14 protein-coding genes are annotated in these 22,149 nt (G+C 44.7%); 11 read left to right on the forward strand and 3 right to left on the reverse strand.

The window, feature by feature from the left end:
- Positions 1 to 13: 13 nt before the first annotated feature.
- Positions 14 to 439, reverse strand: coding sequence for a universal stress protein (locus tag ACM0OY_RS17610; RefSeq protein WP_414570138.1), 426 nt, complete (start codon positions 437 to 439; stop codon positions 14 to 16).
- A gap of 594 nt (positions 440 to 1,033) precedes the next feature.
- Positions 1,034 to 2,335 (reverse strand): histidinol dehydrogenase, encoded by a 1,302-nt coding sequence (gene hisD, locus ACM0OY_RS17615; RefSeq protein ID WP_414570139.1) that lies wholly within the window; start codon positions 2,333 to 2,335, stop codon positions 1,034 to 1,036.
- A gap of 896 nt (positions 2,336 to 3,231) precedes the next feature.
- Between hisD and rpsT the strand changes: the two genes are divergently transcribed.
- From rpsT to ACM0OY_RS17655, 8 genes are all read left to right on the forward strand, one after another.
- Positions 3,232 to 3,528, forward strand: coding sequence for a 30S ribosomal protein S20 (gene rpsT, locus ACM0OY_RS17620; RefSeq protein ID WP_414570140.1), 297 nt, complete (start codon positions 3,232 to 3,234; stop codon positions 3,526 to 3,528).
- 273 nt (positions 3,529 to 3,801) lie between these two features.
- The gene (locus ACM0OY_RS17625) at positions 3,802 to 4,587 is read left to right on the forward strand and encodes a TatD family hydrolase (RefSeq protein ID WP_414570141.1); all 786 of its coding nucleotides are present in this window, start codon (positions 3,802 to 3,804) and stop codon (positions 4,585 to 4,587) included.
- A gap of 798 nt (positions 4,588 to 5,385) precedes the next feature.
- Positions 5,386 to 8,685 (forward strand): DNA-directed RNA polymerase subunit beta, encoded by a 3,300-nt coding sequence (rpoB, locus tag ACM0OY_RS17630; protein ID WP_414570142.1) that lies wholly within the window; start codon positions 5,386 to 5,388, stop codon positions 8,683 to 8,685.
- 123 nt (positions 8,686 to 8,808) lie between these two features.
- Positions 8,809 to 10,686 (forward strand): DNA-directed RNA polymerase subunit gamma, encoded by a 1,878-nt coding sequence (locus tag ACM0OY_RS17635; RefSeq protein ID WP_414570143.1) that lies wholly within the window; start codon positions 8,809 to 8,811, stop codon positions 10,684 to 10,686.
- Between the two features lie 95 nt (positions 10,687 to 10,781).
- Positions 10,782 to 14,846, forward strand: a complete 4,065-nt coding sequence (locus tag ACM0OY_RS17640; RefSeq protein WP_414570144.1) for a DNA-directed RNA polymerase subunit beta'' — start codon at positions 10,782 to 10,784, stop codon at positions 14,844 to 14,846.
- A gap of 347 nt (positions 14,847 to 15,193) precedes the next feature.
- Positions 15,194 to 15,523, forward strand: a complete 330-nt coding sequence (locus ACM0OY_RS17645) for a hypothetical protein (protein WP_414570145.1) — start codon at positions 15,194 to 15,196, stop codon at positions 15,521 to 15,523.
- Between the two features lie 210 nt (positions 15,524 to 15,733).
- The gene (locus ACM0OY_RS17650) at positions 15,734 to 16,279 is read left to right on the forward strand and encodes a GIY-YIG nuclease family protein (RefSeq protein WP_414570146.1); all 546 of its coding nucleotides are present in this window, start codon (positions 15,734 to 15,736) and stop codon (positions 16,277 to 16,279) included.
- Positions 16,280 to 16,326: 47 nt separating this feature from the next.
- The gene (locus ACM0OY_RS17655) at positions 16,327 to 17,817 is read left to right on the forward strand and encodes a protein kinase domain-containing protein (RefSeq protein ID WP_414570147.1); all 1,491 of its coding nucleotides are present in this window, start codon (positions 16,327 to 16,329) and stop codon (positions 17,815 to 17,817) included.
- An 85-nt stretch (positions 17,818 to 17,902) separates the two neighbouring features.
- Here the strand turns inward: ACM0OY_RS17655 and ACM0OY_RS17660 are convergent, their stop codons facing one another.
- Positions 17,903 to 18,778, reverse strand: coding sequence for an MBL fold metallo-hydrolase (locus ACM0OY_RS17660; RefSeq protein WP_414570148.1), 876 nt, complete (start codon positions 18,776 to 18,778; stop codon positions 17,903 to 17,905).
- 254 nt (positions 18,779 to 19,032) lie between these two features.
- Here ACM0OY_RS17660 and ACM0OY_RS17665 point away from each other — a divergent pair, with 254 nt between their 5' ends.
- Genes ACM0OY_RS17665 through ACM0OY_RS17675 form a run of 3 tightly spaced genes read left to right on the forward strand, consistent with a single transcriptional unit; the run spans position 19,033 to position 22,093 of the window.
- On the forward strand, positions 19,033 to 20,013 hold the full coding sequence (locus tag ACM0OY_RS17665) for a hypothetical protein (RefSeq protein ID WP_414570149.1): 981 nt from the start codon (positions 19,033 to 19,035) through the stop codon (positions 20,011 to 20,013).
- A complete protein-coding gene (locus ACM0OY_RS17670) occupies positions 19,998 to 20,954 on the forward strand; it encodes an AAA family ATPase (RefSeq protein ID WP_414570150.1) in 957 nt (318 codons plus the stop codon). Before ACM0OY_RS17665 ends, ACM0OY_RS17670 begins: the two co-directional genes overlap by 16 nt.
- Positions 20,951 to 22,093: a hypothetical protein gene (locus ACM0OY_RS17675; RefSeq protein WP_414570151.1), complete on the forward strand. Its 1,143-nt coding sequence runs from the start codon at positions 20,951 to 20,953 to the stop codon at positions 22,091 to 22,093. Before ACM0OY_RS17670 ends, ACM0OY_RS17675 begins: the two co-directional genes overlap by 4 nt.
- Positions 22,094 to 22,149: the final 56 nt, after the last annotated feature.

A 22,149-nucleotide genomic window follows, 5' to 3' on the forward strand; every position in this document is an offset into this window, starting at 1 on the left:
CCGTTGGGAATTTTTACCTTGCTTTTATGACTAATACTGAACAATTAGCTTCTTCCACAACTTGACTGCTAACAGAACCCTGAACTATTCGCTTCATCCCCATCAATCCACGACTGCCAATTACGATCAATTCAGTTTGATATATGTTTGCAAGGCGAATAATCTCTTCAGCAGGATCGCCTGTTACCAATTCTAACTCACTTTTAACTGATAACTTTTCCTGATAGGATTGCAGTTGTTTTTCAATATGAAAATAAGAAAACGTTGGCGATTCTGACTGAGGACGATCGGCAGGTAGTTCGATCTCTGACTCTGGCGTGGGAAATACATGGCAAAGAATAACCTTGGCGTCTCCGGAAAAAGCCAAATCATCTAAAGTCTGGATTACTCGTTCTGCTATTTCCGAACCGTCCAAAGCTACCAAAACAGTATTTAGCACCCCTATCGTCTCCTAAAGAGTAAACCCTTGTACAACACTTAGGCGGAGTTAAACAGTATTTTTAACTCTGTTTAACTTTCTCCTGATTGCTTACTGCTTCATCCTAGCGGTGTAGTCACTCACCAGTCAGCAGACTTAAAATCCAATAGAACTTATCCCATTTCAGGTTGTATGTTTGGAGAATTTGAGAAGCTTTGCTACTTTAATCCGTTATTTTCAGTCCTATTAAAATCTCTGGTTTTCTAGACTACCATGCAAGGGGCAGAACTACTCTGAAAAGTTTTGTACAGCTTCTCAAGCCTTAATTTTTTGCTTAGTTTTTGCATTATCACAAGTTTAACAAGTTTTGTCCAAGACAAAACATTCATCATTGTCCAATTTGATCTAACAATTTAGTTTCAGTGACAACCTTTACTTAGGAACTGGCGAGCGCTAATGCCCAACTTTTGCCGCAACTGCCATCAGCAGTGAAAGGCAGGGTAGCAAATGTTGTGCGTTAGCGTAGCTTACCGTAGGTATCGCTGTCCAAAGTTTTAGTTTGAAGCTATCGAATGGCTTTTGCCAAAAGCATCAGAAAAAATTAACCATTCCCAATCACTCTTCTTGCTTAATTCGGCGTCGTACTGAATCAGCATGAGAAGGTAAGCCCTCTGCTGTTGCTAGCACATCAATGGCACTAGCCATATTTTCCAGTGCGGTTTGGGAGTATTGAATAATACTAGAGTGTTTGAGGAAAGTTTCAACCCCCAAGGCCGAAGCATACCGAGCAGCCCCAGAAGTTGGCAAGGTATGGTTAGGCCCTGCCAAATAGTCTCCTACTGCTTCTGGTGTGGAGTAACCCAAAAAGATTGCTCCAGCATGGCGAATCTGTGGTAAGAGTGCCCAAGGGTCTTTGACTTCTAATTCTAGGTGTTCGGGGGCAAATTCGTTGGAGAGTTCCGCTGCTGCTGTCAAAGATTCCACAACGATAATCAAGCCGTAGTGAGCGATCGCTTTTTCTGTGTCTATTCGCCGTGGATGATCCACTAGCTGTCTTTCCAAAGCTACCTGCACGTTCTTCGCCAAAGCAGCATCCGTCGTCAGCAAAATAGCTGCTGCCATCGGATCGTGCTCGGCTTGGGCCAATAAGTCAGCAGCTACATGTACTGGGTTTGCGCTTTCATCAGCAATAACTAGCACTTCGCTAGGGCCTGCCAAAGAATCAATACCGACTGTGCCGTAGACAAGTTTTTTTGCTAGGGTGACATAAATGTTACCAGGGCCAGTAATCACATTCACTTTTGGAATCGTTTCTGTGCCATAGGCTAAAGCGGCGATCGCTTGTGCTCCACCAACGCGATAAATTTCTTGCACCCCTGCTTCTTGAGCAGCTACCAAAACTGCTGGGTTAATTGCCCCTCCTGCCCCTGGTGGCGTTACCATCACTATGCGAGGTACGGCAGCTACCTTTGCCGGAATTGCATTCATCAGCACTGTACTGGGATAGGCAGCACGGCCACCGGGCACATACAACCCCGCTCGGTCTACCGGGGTGTAGCGTTTGCCCAGTACAATTTCATCATCGCCAAAGTGTACCCAGCTTTTTGGTACTCGCTGACGATGAAATGCTTCAATTTGGCGGCAAGCTAGCCGAATTGCCCCCATCAACTCCTTTGACACCTGTTGATAGGCTGCATCCATTTCGGAGCCTGTAACACGGAGTTCTTCTGGCTTGAGGGTTTGTTTATCAAATTCGGCGGTGTAATGCAGTACAGCTTTGTCGCCTTGGCGCTTGACTGCTTGCAAAACTTCCCGCACCGTTGCTTCTTTGTTGGGCACCTGTTCGTCATGGGTGCGTTCGCAGATCCGTTGTAGTTCTGCTCTGACGTCTGCCTGCTGAGTAATGATTCGCAGCATGGAGTAAGGACAATGCCAAAATTATAATATTCCCACCTGAGACTTAGGAAAACCTTCTCACCCGTCGGGGTGTGGAAGCTGACTCTAATTCTCTTCTCTAGCTTAACCTGGATTTTTTTGATACTCCCAAGGTTGCCAGCATATGGTTTTCTTGAGAAGGCGACTTGATTGCTTGATCCGATCTGCCTGAGTTAGCGATCGGTAGGAAGGGGACGTGCCATTTCCCACCATCCTTATGCCCTTACCCTAAATCCTGAAACAGGTAAAGGTCGTGTTGTTGCACATCCAATCCCCTGGATTTACAGAGGGTAGGGTCTGAGTATAACTTTTACTTATTTTCCTAACTTTTAGTAGTTAACATGTATACAGACACGAAATATCGGCTATATCCTGTAAAATCCCTCAAATTTAGCTGTATTACAGTTCTTTACCTTTGATCGTCTGTCGGCTTTAAGAAAGACAGATGGCATTGGCAATCACACTGCTCGAGCGGGTGGTGAGTTAGGGCGACTATTTTATTCATAGAGTCTATTTTAACGTATTTACTAAATTGGCGGCACACTGAATTGAAGACTAGGCAAACAGGCTATGGGGCATTCGGAGTAGTGTTAGTTTAGTGGTAGCGAGGCGTTTAGCTTGTGCTGAGCAAAGCCAAAGATGCTTTGCCTCCGGTGAATAGTTAGGTTAGGAGTTAACAGATAAAAGTTAGGAATTTTCCCTTCTGCCCCCCGTCCCGCTTTAGGCGGTTCCTGCCATAGACCTCTGCTTTGGATGTCCCTACTCCCTACTACCTAATGACATAATTTTTTTAGGAAATTCTAACATTGGCAATTTGAATGCTATATTAGTAAATCTAGTAGTGTGTGTACATATATATATAGTTTCTGGAATTGACTGTGGCGAATACAAAGTCTGCTCTCAAGCGTGCCGAAATCGCAGAACGCAACCGACTGCGTAATAAAGCTTACAAATCAGCAGTGAAGACGCTGATGAAGAAATACTTTAATGCTGTAACTATCTATGCAGCTAATCCTACCCCAGAATTAAAACAAGAAGTACAGTCTAAGTTATCTGAGGCTTACAGCAAAATCGATAAAGCAGTAAAACGGGGCGTTCTTCACCCTAACAACGGGGCAAGGAAAAAGTCAAAATTGGCGACGAAACTAAAACCCGTCACACAGACAGCTGAGTAGCCATTGGTCATTTGTCCTTAGTCATTGTTCATTTGTCATAAAATAAATGACAAAGGACAAAGCGCAAAGTCTCTTGCGTACTGCTCCAAAGAAGCAAGCTAAGCAGAAATTCTCGTAGAGAGGTTTCTGAACATCAGACGCCACTGAAGGAGCCGGTAAGATCGTGCAACGCAGTGGCTGAACTTTGTTAAGAGTGGACGAAGGAGAAAGCGCAAAGTCTGAGCGCCCTCTTCTGGCGCTTAGAACTTTGTAAGAGAAGACAAAGGACAAACGATGCAACTGATAGATACGCACGTCCATCTCAACTTTGATAGTTTTCAGCCAGATTTAGCAGCAGTGCGATCGCGGTGGCAACAAGCAGGTGTAGTACGTTTAGTTCATTCCTGTGTTCACCCAGAGGAGTTTTCCAGCATTCAGTCCATAGCGCGTGAGTTTCCGGAAATCAGCTTCGCTGTGGGATTGCATCCTTTAGATGCTGATAAATGGAATAGCGACACAGCCGAGAAAATCAAATCTTTGGCAGGTTCTGAATCAAAGGTGGTAGCAATTGGGGAAATGGGACTGGATTTTTACAAAGCTGATAACTATCAGCAACAGTACATGGTGTTTGAATCGCAGTTAGCGATAGCATCAGAACTCGACTTACCAGTGATTATCCACTGCCGCGATGCTGCTGCCGAAACCAGAGAACTACTGGAAAAATGGCGCTCACTAAAAGGAGAAACAGTGCGCGGCGTCATGCATTGTTGGGGAGGAACGCCAGAAGAAACTCAATGGTTTCTTGACTTGGGCTTTTATATTAGCTTTAGCGGAACGGTAACGTTCAAAAACGCTAAAGCTATCCAATCATCAGCGGCGATGGTAAGTAGCGATCGGCTATTGATTGAGACAGATTGCCCTTTTTTGGCTCCAGTTCCCAAGCGCGGCGAGAGGCGCAACGAGCCTGCTTACGTTCGTTACGTTGCAGAGCAAGTAGCGACACTGCGCCAGGAAACAGTGGAAGATATTGCTCTGCAAACCACTCAAAATGCGTGTAAGTTATTCGGTTTGTCAATATAGAGTCTGCTTTAGTCTATTTTATGCAGTTCCGTTCAAAGAAATAAAACTCTAGGAGGACAAAAATATGCTAAGATCATTCCCTCCAAAACATTTTGCTTGCGCCATAATGATAAAGGAAGGAACCTAAAACTTCTGAGCTTAATTTCTCCTGCTGTTATTCGGCTTGGCCATCCTCAAAATCTCTACAAGCGGATGCTCTCGACACATGACTAACCGTGCCAACTCAAATTGAGCCATAATTATGCACAACATCGGCTTGGTGTGTATTTAACCTATACAAAATCGTTAAAAGAAATTGCCTTGTGATTATAATCCAGCAAAATAAAGTGATTCTGATTCAAAGCCGACAAGATACGGATAGTTTCCTCAAACTTAGGATATCTAGGATATCACTGATGGTATAGACAGCGGGGTGGATTTCAGGCACACCGTGTAGAGCTGCGTAAGCAAATTAACGCGCTTTTTGGAGGGGAAGTGAGGAAAGTAGATCCAATTCAAGAACATCTTAAATGGGGATTGGGGACTAGGGACCGGGGACTAAGGACTAGGGAATGGAAATTAGGGAAGAATTTTCCCAGTATCCTTTACCCACTCCCCACTCCCCATTCCCCGTTAAAGGCGATTACCCCCTTGGGAAAATCGCTTATTCCAGCTTTCATCGCTGCGTTTGCTCACATTTGTAAATAGTTTAGGTGTATAAAGAAAAGTTCCCAAACAGCCCGGACACTGGCTAGCAGTGGGAAGCATTAAACAGCAGTGTCCAAGGGAAAATTTAACCAGGTTGACAAAGGTAGAGGTATGACTAAAGAAACATATATGGAACCCGCCTTTCTATTGCCCGACTTGATTGAAATCCAGCGCTCAAGCTTTCGCTGGTTTTTGGAAGAAGGGCTGATAGAAGAACTTAACTCCTTTAGTCCGATCACAGATTACACGGGCAAACTAGAACTGCACTTTTTGGGTCAAAACTACAAACTTAAAGAGCCAAAGTATAGCGTCGAAGAAGCCAAAAGGCGGGATAGTACCTATGCTGTCCAAATGTATGTTCCCACACGCTTGATAAATAAGGAAACCGGGGAAATCAAAGAGCAAGAGGTATTCATTGGAGACTTGCCTTTGATGACCGATCGCGGCACCTTTATTATCAACGGAGCCGAGCGGGTGATTGTCAACCAAATAGTGCGATCGCCAGGAGTTTACTACAAATCAGAAATCGATAAAAACGGGCGGCGTACTTATTCTGCTAGCTTAATTCCCAACCGGGGGGCATGGCTGAAATTTGAAACAGACCGTAATGATTTGGTATGGGTACGCATCGACAAAACCCGCAAACTCTCAGCCCAGGTACTATTAAAAGCCTTAGGGCTATCAGACAACGAAATCTTTGACGCCCTACGCCACCCAGAATATTTCCAAAAAACCATCGAAAAAGAAGGGCAATTTTCCGAAGAAGAAGCCCTGATGGAGTTATATCGCAAACTGCGTCCTGGTGAACCACCCACAGTCTTAGGCGGACAACAGCTCCTAGACTCCCGTTTCTTTGACCCGAAACGTTATGACTTGGGTCGCGTTGGGCGGTATAAGCTCAACAAGAAATTGCGCCTTTCTGTCCCCGACACCATGCGCGTGCTGACTTCCAGCGATATTTTGGCAGCGGTGGATTACCTAATTAATCTAGAGTATGACATCGGCAACATTGATGACATCGACCACTTAGGTAACCGTCGCGTCAGAAGCGTCGGGGAATTGCTGCAAAACCAAGTGCGGGTAGGCTTAAACCGCCTAGAGAGAATCATTCGGGAACGGATGACCGTATCTGATGCCGAAGTACTCACCCCTGCTTCCTTGGTGAACCCCAAACCACTGGTAGCAGCAATTAAAGAATTCTTTGGTTCTAGCCAGTTAAGTCAGTTCATGGATCAAACTAATCCTCTAGCAGAACTGACTCACAAACGCCGCTTGAGTGCCCTGGGCCCTGGTGGTTTAACGCGCGAACGTGCCGGGTTTGCCGTGCGGGATATTCACCCTAGTCACTACGGACGTATTTGCCCCATTGAAACACCAGAAGGCCCCAACGCTGGGTTGATTGGCTCCTTGGCGACCCATGCACGGGTGAACCAATACGGCTTCTTAGAAACGCCATTTAGACCTGTGGAAAATGGGCGGGTGAGATTTGATTTGCCGCCAGCCTACATGACAGCCGACGAAGAAGACGACCTGCGGGTTGCTCCTGGGGATATTCCTGTAGATGAAACAGGTCACATTATTGGGCCGCAAGTGCCGGTACGCTATCGTCAGGAATTCTCCACCACAACGCCAGAGCAAGTGGACTACGTAGCCGTGTCTCCAGTACAAATTGTGTCGGTAGCTACCAGCATGATTCCCTTCTTGGAGCATGATGACGCTAACCGAGCGCTGATGGGGTCAAACATGCAACGGCAAGCAGTACCTCTGCTCAAGCCAGAGCGTCCATTGGTGGGCACAGGTTTGGAAGCCCAAGGAGCAAGAGACTCCGGGATGGTAATTGTATCACGAACTGATGGCGATGTCACCTATGTAGATGCCACAGAAATTCGCGTGCGTCCAAAACCCAACACCTCAGAAATTAGATACCTGCTTTCTAAGTATCAACGCTCAAACCAAGATACTTGCTTGAACCAAAAGCCCCTCGTCCGCATTGGCGAAAAAGTAGTGGCAGGTCAGGTACTAGCTGATGGCTCCTCCACCGAAGGCGGAGAATTGGCACTAGGACAAAATATCGTCGTTGCTTACATGCCTTGGGAAGGCTACAACTACGAAGACGCAATTTTAATTTCTGAGCGACTGGTGCAGGATGATATCTACACCTCAATTCACATTGAAAAATATGAAATTGAGGCTAGACAGACGAAACTCGGGCCAGAAGAAATCACCAGAGAAATTCCCAACGTTGGGGAAGACGCCTTGCGTCAATTAGATGAGCAAGGGATCATCCGCATTGGGGCATGGGTAGAAGCTGGAGACATCTTGGTGGGTAAGGTAACACCAAAAGGTGAATCTGACCAACCACCAGAAGAAAAGCTGTTGCGTGCCATTTTCGGTGAAAAAGCGCGGGATGTGCGAGACAATTCCCTGCGAGTACCTAACGGTGAAAAAGGGCGTGTAGTTGACGTCCGCTTATTTACCCGCGAACAAGGCGATGAATTGCCACCAGGAGCCAATATGGTAGTCCGGGTGTATGTCGCCCAAAAACGCAAAATCCAAGTTGGTGACAAAATGGCAGGACGCCACGGCAATAAAGGGATTATTTCCCGGATATTGCCAGCGGAAGATATGCCTTATTTGCCCGATGGTTCGCCAGTGGACATCGTACTCAACCCTCTGGGCGTACCCAGCCGGATGAACGTCGGACAAGTATTTGAGTGCCTTTTGGGTTGGGCTGGTCATACCTTAGGAGTGCGATTTAAGATTACTCCCTTTGACGAAATGTATGGTGAAGAGTCATCCCGAAGAATCGTGCATGGCAAATTGCAAGAAGCAAGGGACGAAACCAGCAAAGACTGGGTATATAACCCAGATGACCCAGGTAAAATCATGGTGTTTGATGGTCGTACAGGGGAACCCTTTGACCGACCAATCACCATTGGTGTAGCTTACATGCTGAAACTGGTGCATTTAGTAGACGATAAAATCCACGCCCGTTCCACAGGGCCATACTCACTGGTGACCCAGCAACCCTTGGGTGGTAAAGCCCAACAAGGTGGTCAGCGGTTTGGGGAAATGGAAGTGTGGGCATTGGAAGCCTTTGGTGCGGCTTACACCTTACAAGAATTGCTTACAGTGAAATCCGACGATATGCAAGGACGGAATGAAGCGTTAAATGCGATCGTTAAAGGTAAGGCAATTCCTCGACCTGGAACACCAGAGTCCTTTAAGGTGTTAATGCGCGAACTACAATCCTTGGGATTAGATATTGCCGTACACAAGGTAGAAACCCAAGCAGACGGTAGTTCCTTAGATGTGGAAGTCGATTTAATGGCAGACCAATCAGCCCGCCGTACACCTCCCCGACCAACATACGAATCTCTCTCCCGCGAATCGCTGGAAGACGACGAATAATTCGTAATTGATAATTCGTAATTCGTAATTGAAGAATTAATTACGAATTACGAATCAGAAATTGTTAATTACGAATTAGAAATTGTTAATTACGAATTAGAAATTGTTAATTACGAATTAAATATGAGACCTGCCCAAACTAATCAGTTTGACTACGTAAAAATCGGCTTAGCATCACCAGAGCGTATTCGCCAGTGGGGCGAGAGAACTTTGCCCAATGGTCAGGTAGTTGGTGAAGTCACCAAGCCAGAAACGATTAATTACCGGACTCTCAAGCCTGAGATGGATGGCTTATTCTGCGAGCGCATCTTTGGCCCGGCGAAAGATTGGGAATGTCATTGTGGGAAGTATAAAAGAGTCCGTCACAGAGGTATCGTTTGTGAGCGCTGTGGGGTAGAAGTTACCGAGTCGCGGGTGCGTCGCCACCGTATGGGCTATATTAAACTTGCCGCACCAGTAGCTCACGTTTGGTATCTCAAAGGCATTCCGAGCTATATTTCCATCCTGCTGGATATGCCCTTGCGGGATGTCGAGCAAATTGTCTATTTCAACTCTTATGTTGTCTTAAGTCCAGGCAATGCCGAAACTTTAACTTACAAACAGCTACTAAGTGAAGACCAGTGGCTAGAAATTGAAGACCAAATTTATAGTGAAGATTCTCAGCTACAAGGCGTAGAGGTAGGCATTGGTGCCGAAGCACTACTGCGCTTGCTTGCGGATATCAATTTAGAGCAAGAAGCTGAAAGCCTGCGGGAAGAAATTGGTAACGCTAAGGGACAAAAGCGGGCCAAGTTAATTAAGCGACTGCGGGTAATTGATAACTTCATCGCTACTGGTTCTAAACCGGAGTGGATGGTAATGGCAGTTATTCCCGTGATTCCCCCCGACTTGCGCCCAATGGTGCAGCTAGATGGCGGACGGTTTGCAACCAGCGATTTGAATGATTTGTATCGGCGGGTAATTAACCGGAATAATCGTTTGGCACGCTTGCAAGAAATTTTGGCGCCAGAGATTATTGTGCGGAACGAAAAGCGGATGCTGCAAGAAGCGGTAGATGCTTTGATTGACAATGGTCGTCGGGGACGCACTGTGGTGGGGGCAAATAACCGACCCCTGAAATCTTTGTCCGACATTATTGAAGGTAAGCAAGGACGTTTTAGACAAAACTTGTTAGGTAAACGAGTTGACTACTCTGGACGTTCGGTAATTGTGGTCGGGCCAAAGCTGAAAATTCACCAGTGCGGTTTGCCCAGAGAAATGGCAATTGAGCTATTTCAGCCATTTGTGATTAATCGCCTAATTCGCAGTGGCATGGTGAATAACATCAAGGCTGCGAAAAAGCTGATATCGCGTAATGACCCTAGTGTTTGGGATGTACTGGAAGAAGTAATTGAAGGACACCCAGTGCTACTTAACCGGGCACCGACGTTGCACCGCTTGGGTATTCAGTCTTTTGAACCAATTTTGGTAGAAGGGAGAGCAATTCAACTGCATCCTTTGGTGTGTCCGGCATTTAACGCCGACTTTGATGGCGACCAAATGGCGGTACACGTGCCGCTGTCATTAGAAAGTCAGGCTGAGGCGCGGTTGTTGATGTTGGCTTCTAACAATATTTTGTCACCAGCCACAGGTAAACCCATTATCACGCCCAGCCAAGATATGGTGTTGGGAGCATATTACCTAACAGCAGAAAATCCCGGTGCTACCAGAGGTGCAGGCAAGTACTTTGCTTCCCTAGATGACGTAATTATGGCTTTCCAGCAAGAGGAAATTGACTTGCACGCCTATATCTATGTACGGTTTGACGGCGAAATGGAATCAGACCAACCCGATACAGAACCCGTGCAAGTTACGGAAAATGAAGATGGTAGCCGGACATTAATGTATAAGTTCCGCCGAGTCAGAGAAGACGCTCAAGGAAATCTGCTTTCACAGTATATACGTACAACGCCTGGTCGGGTTATTTACAATAAAGCGATTCAGGAAGCACTAGCAAGTTAATTTGTAATTTTTAATTCGTAATTCGTAATTGAAGAATTAATTACGAATTACGAATTACGAATTATTAATTATTAACGACTTAGGACTAATGACTAATGACTGAAAAAATGATTTTTCGCAATCGGGTGGTGGATAAAGGTCAACTGAGAAATTTGATTTCTTGGGCCTTTACGCATTATGGTACGGCGCGAACCGCAGTCATGGCGGACAAACTGAAAGATTTAGGTTTTCGCTACGCCACGAAAGCAGGGGTTTCCATCAGTGTAGATGACTTGATGGTGCCTCCAACTAAGCGATCGCTCCTCGAAGCAGCCGAAGAAGAAATTCGCGCCACCGAAGCCCGTTACCAACGGGGTGAAATCACTGAAGTAGAACGTTTCCAAAAGGTAATTGATACTTGGAACGGTACCAGCGAGGCCCTCAAAGATGAGGTAGTTGTTCACTTCAAGAAGACTAATCCCCTCAACTCCGTATACATGATGGCATTCTCCGGGGCGCGGGGTAACATCTCCCAAGTCAGGCAATTGGTGGGAATGCGGGGACTGATGGCAGACCCCCAAGGGGAAATTATCGACTTGCCCATCAAAACCAACTTCCGTGAAGGGCTGACGGTGACGGAATACATTATTTCGTCTTACGGTGCGAGAAAAGGATTAGTGGATACCGCCTTGCGGACGGCTGACTCTGGTTATCTCACCCGACGTTTGGTGGACGTATCCCAGGATGTGATTATTCGGGAATTTGACTGCGGCACCACTAGAGGCATTCCCATTCGACCAATGACAGAAGGTGCCAAAACTTTGATTCCTCTAGCAAACCGCTTGATGGGACGGGTAATTGGCGAAGACGTGGTGCATCCAGTCACAAAAGAAGTGATTGCATCACGCAACACCCCAATCTCTGACGACTTGGCCAAGGAAATTGGCAAATCTGGGGTAGGAGAAGTTGTAGTCCGCAGTCCCTTAACTTGTGAAGCTGCACGTTCTGTCTGTCAACATTGCTACGGCTGGAGTTTAGCCCACGCCAAGATGGTAGACTTGGGCGAAGCTGTGGGAATCATTGCCGCCCAAAGTATCGGCGAACCAGGCACCCAGCTAACCATGCGGACATTCCACACAGGTGGTGTGTTTACCGGGGAAGTCGCGCAACAAGTCCGTTCTAAAATTGATGGGACTGTAAAAATTCCCCGCAAATTGCGGACAAGACAATATCGTACCCGCCATGGTGAAGATGCCTTGTATGTTGAGGCTAATGGCATCCTAATTTTAGAGCCAAAAAAAGAAGGTGATGCCACACCAGCCAACCAAGAGGTGCAGCTGACTCAAGGTTCTACATTATATGTATTTGATGGGAATCAAGTAAAACAAGGTCAGTTGTTGGCAGAAGTCGCCCTTGGTGGACGGACAACCCGGACTAATACAGAAAAAGCTGTTAAAGATGTTGCCTCTGACTTGGCAGGGGAAGTGCAATTTGCCGAAGTCGTTCCAGAACAAAAAACCGACCGTCAAGGCAATACTACAACCACAGCGGCACGGGGTGGTTTGATTTGGATTTTGTCTGGGGAAGTTTACAACTTGCCGCCTGGTGCCGAATTGGTAGTGAAAAATGGTGATGCGATCGCTTCTAATGGAGTATTAGCAGAAACTAAATTAACTACTCTGCACGGCGGTGTAGTGCGCTTGCCCGAAGCTACTCCAGGTAAGAGTACCAGGGAAATTGAGATTATCACGGCTTCTGTAGTGTTAGACCAGGCAACGGTAACAGTCCAAAGTTCCCAAGGTCGTAATAACTACCTAGTCTCTACTGGCAATAATCAGGTATTTAACCTCCGCGCCACACCAGGCACAAAAGTGCAAAATGGTCAAGTAGTAGCCGAGTTAATTGATGACCGCTATCGCACAACCACTGGTGGATTCCTGAAATTCGCGGGCGTGGAAGTCCAGAAAAAAGGTAAAGCCAAACTGGGTTACGAAGTTGTCCAAGGCGGCACACTGCTGTGGATTCCCGAAGAAACCCACGAAGTCAATAAAGATATCTCCTTACTTTTAGTAGAAGACGGTCAGTTTGTAGAAGCTGGCACCGAAGTTGTGAAGGATATCTTCTGCCAAAACAGTGGTGTGATTGAAGTTACCCAGAAAAACGACATCCTGCGGGAAGTAGTCATCAAGCCAGGGGAACTGCTGATGGTAGACGATCCTGAAGCAGTGATGGGACGAGATAACTCCTTCGTCCAACCAGGCGAAGAATTTCAAGGCAGTGTCGCCACTGAATTACGCTATATCCAGTATGTGGAGACACCAGAAGGCCCTGCCCTGTTAAGTCGTCCAGTAGTCGAGTTCGCCGTACCAAACAATCCCGACGTGCCATCAACCACATCGGTAAGTCAACAAACTGGGCGTTCCATTGAGTTACGCGCAGTGCAGCGATTACCTTACAAAGATTCCGAACGGGTGAAATCCGTGGAAGGTGTGGAACTGCTGCGAACCCAGCTAGTGCTGGAAATTGAGCAAGAAGGCGAACAAGACCATAACGCCTCCCCCCTAGCAGCAGATATTGAATTGGTAGAGGATACCGAAGATCCAGAAGTTCAACGCTTGCAGCTGGTGATTTTGGAATCCTTGGTAATTCGTCGAGACATTACCGCTGATGCTACCCAAGGTAGCACCCAAACGACGCTGGAAGTGCAAGATGGACTAACCATCGCCCCTGGTTCCGTGGTCGCACGTACTCAAATCTTGTCTAAAGAAGGCGGGATAGTACGGGGTGTGCAAAAGGGAACCGAAAATGTCCGTCGGTGTTTGGTGTTGCGAGACACTGACATGATAACGGTAAATACCAGTACTCAGCCTAAAGTAAAAGCGGGTGACTTGCTTGTAGCAGGTACAGAAGTTGCCGCTGGAGTTTTTGCTGACGAATCTGGGCAAGTAATGAATGTCAAAAAGTTAACGAGCGCTGAATCCAAAGCGCTGAGTGAAGAAAATACTCAAGATTCAGCACTCAGCACTCAGAACTACGCTCTTACTATCCGCGTTGGTCGTCCCTACCGAGTCAGTCCTGGTGCTGTGTTGCAAATAGAAGACGGTGATTTGGTGCAACGGGGTGATAATTTGGTGTTGTTGGTATTTGAACGCGCCAAAACCGGAGACATCATTCAAGGTTTACCCCGGATTGAAGAATTGCTCGAAGCTCGTAAACCTAAAGAAGCCTGTATCTTATGTCGGCGGGCGGGAGAAATCAAGGTAGTTTACGGCGATGGTGATGAAGCGATCGCCATCAAAGTCGTAGAATCAAATGGCGTAGTCACAGATTATCCTCTAGGACCGGGACAAAATTTAATTGTGCCAGATGGCTCTCATGTGTTAGCTGGACAACCGTTAACAGATGGCCCATCTAACCCGCATGAAATTTTGGAAATCTTCTTTAGCCTCGGTTCCGAAGACGGAGTTTATGCTTGTGCTAGCCATGCTTTGCAGAAGGTACAGACGTTTTTGGTGAATGAAGTGCAAATGGTGTATCAATCTCAAGGGATTGATATTTCCGATAAACACATTGAAGTGATTGTGCGCCAGATGACCAACAAAGTCCGGATTGATGATGGTGGTGACACCACAATGCTTCCCGGCGAATTGGTAGAACTGCGCCAAGTTGAGCAGGTGAACGAAGCAATGTCAATTACAGGTGGTGCCAAGGCACAGTACACCCCAGTATTGTTGGGTATCACCAAAGCATCCTTGAACACCGACAGCTTTATTTCTGCCGCATCCTTCCAAGAGACAACACGGGTACTTACCGAAGCAGCTATTGAAGGTAAATCTGACTGGCTGCGGGGATTGAAAGAAAACGTGATTATCGGGCGATTGATTCCGGCTGGTACTGGTTACAATACTTATGAAGAAACCAGCGCGATCGATGACTATGCTACTGATATTAGCAGTAGTGTCTTAGATGAAGTTGACGATCCCCTCGATATGGTCTTAGATGACCGCACAGCTCGCACCTATAATTTAGATTCTCCGACTCTTGGAGAGCCTAGCTATGGTAACAGACGTGCAGAAAGGTCAATTTTAGATGACGATGATGACTTAATCGCCGATGAAGTCGCAGACGAAGAAGATTACGAAGAAGATGACGAAGACGAAGACGATTTCGACGACGAATAAAAATTACAGACGCGATTAATCGCGTCTCTACAAAAGTAAAAAGGCAAAAGAATATATTCTTTTGCCTTTTTACTTTGTCTTGAAAAAATACAGGGAGTGACGAAAGAAGGTGTTTGTTTCATTCATAAAAAATCTGCTAGACTTCATGATTCTTAATCATGCCAGCTTAGTGTTGTGGCTGACAGAAGTGCCAGAATCTAATAGGCTGATCTTAAAGTGGTGATTTTTCACAAAGCTCAACTACTGAAAAAGGTAGGGTTTATTGCTCAGTATTTGGGGATAACCATGTGCAAAATATTGCCCACTCTCTATCATCACTGAGTTGTTAATTAGTACTTATAGAGAAAATGCCCCTTAAAATCGTTCATAACTTTGATGCCAGTTTCACTCTTGAACCACAAGCTCAAGAAAGTCTATTCAAATTATTAATGAGTGAAGCTTTTTTAAACCAAATATGCCAGCAATTACAGTGTGAAAAAGTTGAATTTACAGAGTTACTTTTCCAGCCAGTTCCTTATAGCTTAACTACGACTAAGGGAATGCCAGCAGAATTTGAAAAGTATCATGAATCTGATGAATATGCCATCATCAATGTACCACCAAATTTTATGTTTACTGCTAAGATTTTTAAACCCAGTCGCCTTTGTGCAATTTACCAAAAATTGGGTAATGCATAATTTTTGAGATCATTTTTTATGATTACAATAATCCGAGATTAGGTTATGAATAAAAAGCAATGAAAACGAACCGCAAAGTACGCATAGACACGAAGTGGCTTCCCGAAGGGTAGGGCGCGAAGACAGAAATATAAGAGATTTACAAAAACTTTAGGATTTGTGTAGAATTTTTTAATCACAAAAGCAAATAACAAGTTTTAGATTTGATTTATGACTACTGAAACAAATACTCCTGCTTTAGCAAGCTTGGAATACATTCCTTACATTAGCGATCGCGGTCAACTTCCCGAAGAATTTCAAGGTAAAATCGGCGTATATGCTATCTTTGACCAAGAAAAATCGCTGCAATTTGTGGGATATTCTCGTGATGTTTATCTCAGTCTCAAGCAGCATTTAGTACGTCAACCACAGCAATGTTATTGGGTGAAAGTTCAAACTATTGAACGCCCCAGCCGCACGGTTTTAGAAAATATTGAGAATGCTTGGATTGCTGAAAATGGCAGTGTGCCGGGGGGAAATGGGGAGAACAAGCAAAAATGGATCGATCCCATTGATGTCAAAGTGTTAATGACATCTGAAGAACAGGTAAAGTATCATAATCCAGCTAATGATGAATTGGCACAAATAAAAATTATTAAAAATGTAGCACGGCGAGTAGAAGCAGAAATTTCCAAAGAATTAGAAGCGCGTGGTTTGCAAGTAGAAATTCGCTTTAATCCTAAATTGAAAGAACAAGGATTACTGGATTTGAAATGAAGGTAGTTTTGGGAAAACTATCTTATGAATATCGCTGGTAATCTCTAATGACAACACAGCTACTGAACGATCGCTATCAAGTTATCCGCACATTGGGCGCTGGTGGATTTGGTCAAACCTATCTCGCAGAAGATACCTATATGCCCTCAAAGCGTCGTTGTGTGGTGAAACAGCTAAAACCGATTCAGAACAACCCTCAAATTTATCAAATAGTTCAAGAGAGGTTTCAACGGGAAGCAGCTATTTTAGAAGAACTTGGTGGCGCTAATGACCAGATTCCAGCGTTGTATGCTTACTTTTCTTCAGGCGGGGAATTTTATTTAGTTCAGGAATGGGTTGAAGGTGATACCCTAACTGCAAAAATCCAAAAGCAAGGGCTATTTAGTGAAGCCGCTGCTCAGGAATTATTCATGAATATCTTACCCGTTTTAGATTACGTCCACTCAAAAAATATCGTTCACCGGGATATTAAACCAGATAACATTATTGTGCGTCTTCGTGACGGTAAGCCGGTGCTAATTGATTTTGGTGCTGTGCGCGAATCAATGGGAACCGTGGTGAATTCCCAAGGCAATCCTACCAGTTCCATTGTCATTGGTACACCTGGGTATATGCCCAGCGAACAAGCCGCAGGTAGACCAGTTTATTCGAGTGATTTATATAGTTTGGGAATGACAGTAATTTATTTACTGACTGGAAGAGTAGCCCAACAACTAGAGACAGATTCCCAAACTGGCGAAATTGTTTGGCGACAGTATGCCAGTCATATTAGCCCAATGATGGCAGGAATAATTGACCGAGCGATCGCTTATCATCCACGCGATCGCTACCCTACAGCTAGAGCAATGCTAGATGCGTTACAGAGCATAGCAAACCCAATTTTGCCGACGCAACCCGTTGTAACTCAAGCAACTGTAGTATCTGCACCACCACCTCAAACAGTGCATGTTCAGTCACAGCCAAGTCCTCAAAATAATAGTCAGAATAATATCCTGATTGGCAGCTTAATTGCAGGTGGATTAATCGGTGCATCTGTAATTATTGGTCAGATGCTGACAAAATCTTCTCAACAAACAACAGACAAAACGGTATTATCTTCACCAACACCGTCAAATTTTCCCAGCCCAGTAGAAACACCATCAACTGCCCCCAGACTAGCTATTGAAACTCCTAAATTTACACCAACTCCATCTATTCCTACTCAATCTACACCTTCTCCAACTCCATTAATAACGCCAGATGATAACACCACTGTTAATACTTATTTTTGGCTTTCCCAAAGACGTGTAACGGATGAAGAATTGGATGGTAAAAGCGGTTTTGAATTGGATATTATGCGAAATTCGATATTTGCTAGCCACGGTCGCCGTTTTGACACACCTGAATTACAAGATTACTTTAATAACCAACCTTGGTATCGTCCTATATATTCACCAAAACAATTTCCACTTAAATTGCTGACAAGATTAGAGCAACAGAATGTAGACTATATCAGCAAATATCAAGACCGTTATGGGTTGAGATATTTTAAGAAATAAGTTGCAGCAGAATTCAGAATCAGTCAGAGTTTATAATGAAGTGCGATCGCCAAGTTTTATCGCAACTTTAAACTTACACTGAAATCTACTTCAAAGATTCCATCAACTCAATACACTTGTGCATCTGCTGGCGCATAATTTCCCTATCACCATGAAACCTCCGCCCATGACCTGGTAGCACCCACTCGAAAGAGTAATTAGCCAAGTTACGCATTGATTTAGTTTGTTCTGACCAAGAATACCAGCAGAAACCGTGGAATGCAGCCAGTTGATGCAAGCTTTCTGACCAAGCGAGATGGTCGCCAGTAAAGAGAAACTTGTTTTTATAAAGTAAAACTGTGTGTCCTTTAGTGTGACCAGGAACTGGAATAATTAATAAATCCTCAGTCAAGGCAAATGGTTCAAAACCAGTTAACTGTATTTCCACATTGCGAGTACCCGCAGAAACATCATCAGCGTGGAGGATGCGTTGACATTGAAAATGCTCAGCAAACTTTTGATGATCTGCAACATCATCCTGGTGAGTTAGGTACATATAACTAATTCCACCCATCTCTTCAAAACGCTTGACTAAAGGCGGCGTAAATCGGGGAGAATCTACTAAAATATTACCTTCTGGAAGTTGAATAAAATAGCTAGCAGCACCGTAAGATTTTTCGGAATGATAGCCACAATGGTAAATATTTTCTTCTACTAAAATCGGAAACTTTTCCTGAGCAACTTTGATATCTTTTGGTTTTTCAACTGTGCCAATAGAACTAGTAGGACAAGCCAAAAGTGCTTCTAGCGCTGCTAATCTTTCGGCTTCATTTGTTGGTTGATGATAAACTGCTGACTGCTCATCAACACGAGAAAAAACTTCTGGAGTCATCCAGCGACAGGTATCACAATCAATACAAGTAGTATCTACATAAAAATCGCCGTTAACATTTTGGCTGCGGCGCTGATTTAAATGAGCCATATTAAAACCTCGTGCTGGGAAGTGATAAACCCTATATCACTACGCTAGCAAAATTGACTTGAGACTGTAGACGCCACTAGAAGTAAATCCAGTCACAACAGTGAATCATGAAATCGAGTAGGCAGAAAATTGGAGTATTTCTCAACTTAAATACCAAATTTTTATAATTTTTATAGGAATAGCAGTAAAAGTGTAACAATTATATTCTTGACTTATGTGAAAATGAACTTATAGTTGGGTATGAAAACTCACCGATGTCATTAGTCAGGCACTTACACCAAAGACGGGAAGAACTTCAACAACAATACGATCTGCTCAGCGAGAAAATAAAATGCTTGCGGATTAATTCCGCTATCGAAGCAGGGACTTTAGTAGCTTTTCAGCTAAACAAGGAAATTGAGCAGTTTGAGCAAGAACGCGATCGCCTCCTGAAGCAGGTTCTAATGATTGAGAGGTCTTGCGATAGCGAACGGATACACAGCGAACTGTTTCGCCTCAACTACATAGCACAGGTACAGTTATTCCGAGAATTTATTACAGAAAAACGTATAGGAGCTTTCTTAGTTCATGGCTCGCGAGAACACGGTCAAATCTGGTTACTGAAGCGTTTGTTACAGAAAATTCCTGAGAGTACAGTAACTCCCCCAATCCCATTTTACCTTTCACGCAGGGCACTTAGGACTGATATTGCAGCCCTATGGAGAGAGTTAGGCCGTCAGATTGGAGTACAAGATTTTTCATCCCATGAGGAGATTGCCAGGAACGTAGTTGCTCAATTGAAAACTCAACATATCATCTTAGTATTTCACGATCTTGACTGCATCGATGAAACCTACCTGCATGAAATCATCCGTGATTTCTGGCTGCTTTTGGTAAACTCAACTCAACAAACAATTTGCCCAAGCAACGAATTTTTTCTACTAATGTTTTTGGTTGACCAAGATGGTTGTGTCAACGCTTGGAATCTTGGGTTTGCAGATCGGCTTGATTCGTTATGGAAACCCCATGTTCCCATTAGGCTACCAATGATTGACCCTTTATGTGAGGGAGTTTTGGCCAAGTGGATGGAAAATGCAATTGATGTTCTACCAATTGAGGTAACTAGAAAAATTGACTATACAGTTCAAGTAATTTTAGAGAAGAGTGAAGGCATTCCAGAGCGTGTGTTTGCTCAAATTTTTGGTTTGTGTGGCTGTAATTGGGAGGAGGAAGAAGTTAGGTGGCTAGAACTCTAGGCGAAAAACAATTGAAATATACAGGCAAGGTGCAGCCCCAGCCAGGAGATCAAGATCCACAGACAGGGCAAATTTTGTATCCCTACCTGCCTAGTGAGAAGTTGATAGAAGCAGTGAATTTAGCGATCGCTCTCCAACGCCCTTTACTATTAAAAGGAGAGCCGGGGTGTGGCAAGACAAAATTAGCTCGTGCTGTGGCTTATGAGTTGAATTTACCTTATGAAGCTTGGTACATTAAATCTACCAGTCGAGCGCGGGATGGCCTTTATACTTATGATGCCGTTGGCAGGTTGCGGGATGCTCAACTTGCTGCTTCCAAAATCGATGAAGAAGCCGCAATTCAAGCAAAAAATGCTGATGCTTATGTAGAGTGGGGGCCGTTAGGACGTGCCTTTCGCAACGAGCAGCCAACTGTAGTTTTGATTGATGAAATAGATAAAGCTGACATTGACTTTCCTAACGACTTGCTGCTAGAGCTTGACGAGCAAAGGTTTGAAGTCACAGAAGTAAAACAAAACAGTCCGCTGAAGAAAATTCAGGCGAAAGTAACACCAATTGTTTTTATCACTAGTAATGATGAGAAAGACTTACCTGATGCTTTCTTGCGGCGTTGTTTGTTTCATTACGTCAAATTCCCAGAACGGCAGCAGTTAATCGAGATTGTTAAAACTCGGTTTACAGTTTCACCTTTGGAATTGGTGGACGCAATTATTGACCGCTTTTTAGAACTGCGCGAAGAGATGCGGCGAGACAAAGGCGAAGCAGGCAAAAAGGTCAGTACTAGCGAACTAATGGATTGGGTGCGGATTCTCAGCCATCATCAAGACGATGAAATTCTCAGCAAGTTGAAAACTGAACTTTTGTATCCTGGTGTGTTGCTGAAGAGTTGGGATGATTATCGCCGTTATGGCGAACAGATGCGTACCCAGTCAGAAGTATGAAGATAGAAGCTACCCATGAAGAACTACCCCTGCTCGACCTGTTTACACGACTACGCGAAGCAGGCTTACCCTTGGGTATCGATGAATACCGTCTTGTTTTAAAAGCTTTACAAGAAGGCTTTGGCACGAGCGATCAAGAGGTGTTAGCAGAACTGTGCCGTACTTTGTGGGTAAAATCGCAGGATGAAGAACACCTGTTTAACTATCACTTTCAGCAGGTAATGACAGATCCTTATCTTGTAAAATCATCTATTACAAGGCAAGAGGAGAAAACTACTTTCTCTGATTCTCTTGAAGTAAAACAAGCAGTAGAAAGTCAGAGTGATTATTCACCTGAGCCAGCCAGTACAACACCTGCCACTGTACCCGTTTCATCAGAATTAATGGAAGTACAAGATGAGATGCAAGTGGCTGAAGCAGTACAGATTACTACTCAATGCAATGAGGAAATTACTGTTAATCGCTTTACCGAAACTGATGAGTATTTTCCAGTGACGCGGCGGCAGATGAAACAAAGCTGGCGGCATTTACGCCGAATGGTACGCCAAGGTTTGCCCACAGAGTTAGACGTAGAGTCAACTATTGAGCAAGTGGTACGGCAAGGGGTTTTGCTAGAGCCTGTACTGATGTCCAGTCGAGCGAATAGAACTGAACTGCTGTTGCTGATCGATCGCAAGGGGTCGATGGTTCCCTTTCACGCACTATCCCAGCGATTAGCCGAGACGGCATTACGGGGCGGGCGTTTAGGAAAAGCTAGTATTTACTACTTTCACAATTGCCCAACTAAGTATCTTTACCATGACCAGACGCGCCAAAAAGCCGAACCTTTCACAGATTTTCTAGCTCAGTTGCGCCCAGAGCGTTCCGCTGTATTAATTTTTAGTGATGGGGGAGCAGCACGGGGCGGTTTTAGTCTAGAACGGCTGGAGTTAACCCAAAAATTTTTAGACCAGTTGAAACAGCGATCGCGTTATATTGCATGGTTAAATCCTATGGCAACAGACCGCTGGTTTGGCACAACAGCGGGTGAAATTGCTCGTTTAGTGCCGATGTTTGAAGTTAGCCGACAGGGTTTTGATGGGGCGATCGATGTCTTGCGGGGTCGGGGAATCAATGCACAATTAAGGTATGGGCTGTAATCAACTGGAGTTTAGACTAAGCTATGCAAAATGACCCAGCAGGGCTGAGTTAATCA

Source organism: Nostoc sp. CCY 9925 (genome assembly GCF_963920935.1).
Lineage (GTDB): Bacteria > Cyanobacteriota > Cyanobacteriia > Cyanobacteriales > Nostocaceae > Nostoc.

Excerpts from the sequence above, each read along its gene's own strand:
- hisD (WP_414570139.1), bottom strand. The coding sequence starts at position 2,335 with ATGCTGCGAATCATTACTCAGCAGGCAGACGTCAGAGCAGAACTACAA.
- ACM0OY_RS17625 (WP_414570141.1), top strand. The coding sequence starts at position 3,802 with ATGCAACTGATAGATACGCACGTCCATCTCAACTTTGATAGTTTTCAG.
- rpoB (WP_414570142.1), top strand. The coding sequence starts at position 5,386 with ATGACTAAAGAAACATATATGGAACCCGCCTTTCTATTGCCCGACTTG.
- ACM0OY_RS17635 (WP_414570143.1), top strand. The coding sequence starts at position 8,809 with ATGAGACCTGCCCAAACTAATCAGTTTGACTACGTAAAAATCGGCTTA.
- ACM0OY_RS17640 (WP_414570144.1), top strand. The coding sequence starts at position 10,782 with ATGACTGAAAAAATGATTTTTCGCAATCGGGTGGTGGATAAAGGTCAA.
- ACM0OY_RS17645 (WP_414570145.1), top strand. The coding sequence starts at position 15,194 with ATGCCCCTTAAAATCGTTCATAACTTTGATGCCAGTTTCACTCTTGAA.
- ACM0OY_RS17650 (WP_414570146.1), top strand. The coding sequence starts at position 15,734 with ATGACTACTGAAACAAATACTCCTGCTTTAGCAAGCTTGGAATACATT.
- ACM0OY_RS17655 (WP_414570147.1), top strand. The coding sequence starts at position 16,327 with ATGACAACACAGCTACTGAACGATCGCTATCAAGTTATCCGCACATTG.
- ACM0OY_RS17660 (WP_414570148.1), bottom strand. The coding sequence starts at position 18,778 with ATGGCTCATTTAAATCAGCGCCGCAGCCAAAATGTTAACGGCGATTTT.
- ACM0OY_RS17665 (WP_414570149.1), top strand. The coding sequence starts at position 19,033 with ATGTCATTAGTCAGGCACTTACACCAAAGACGGGAAGAACTTCAACAA.
- ACM0OY_RS17675 (WP_414570151.1), top strand. The coding sequence starts at position 20,951 with ATGAAGATAGAAGCTACCCATGAAGAACTACCCCTGCTCGACCTGTTT.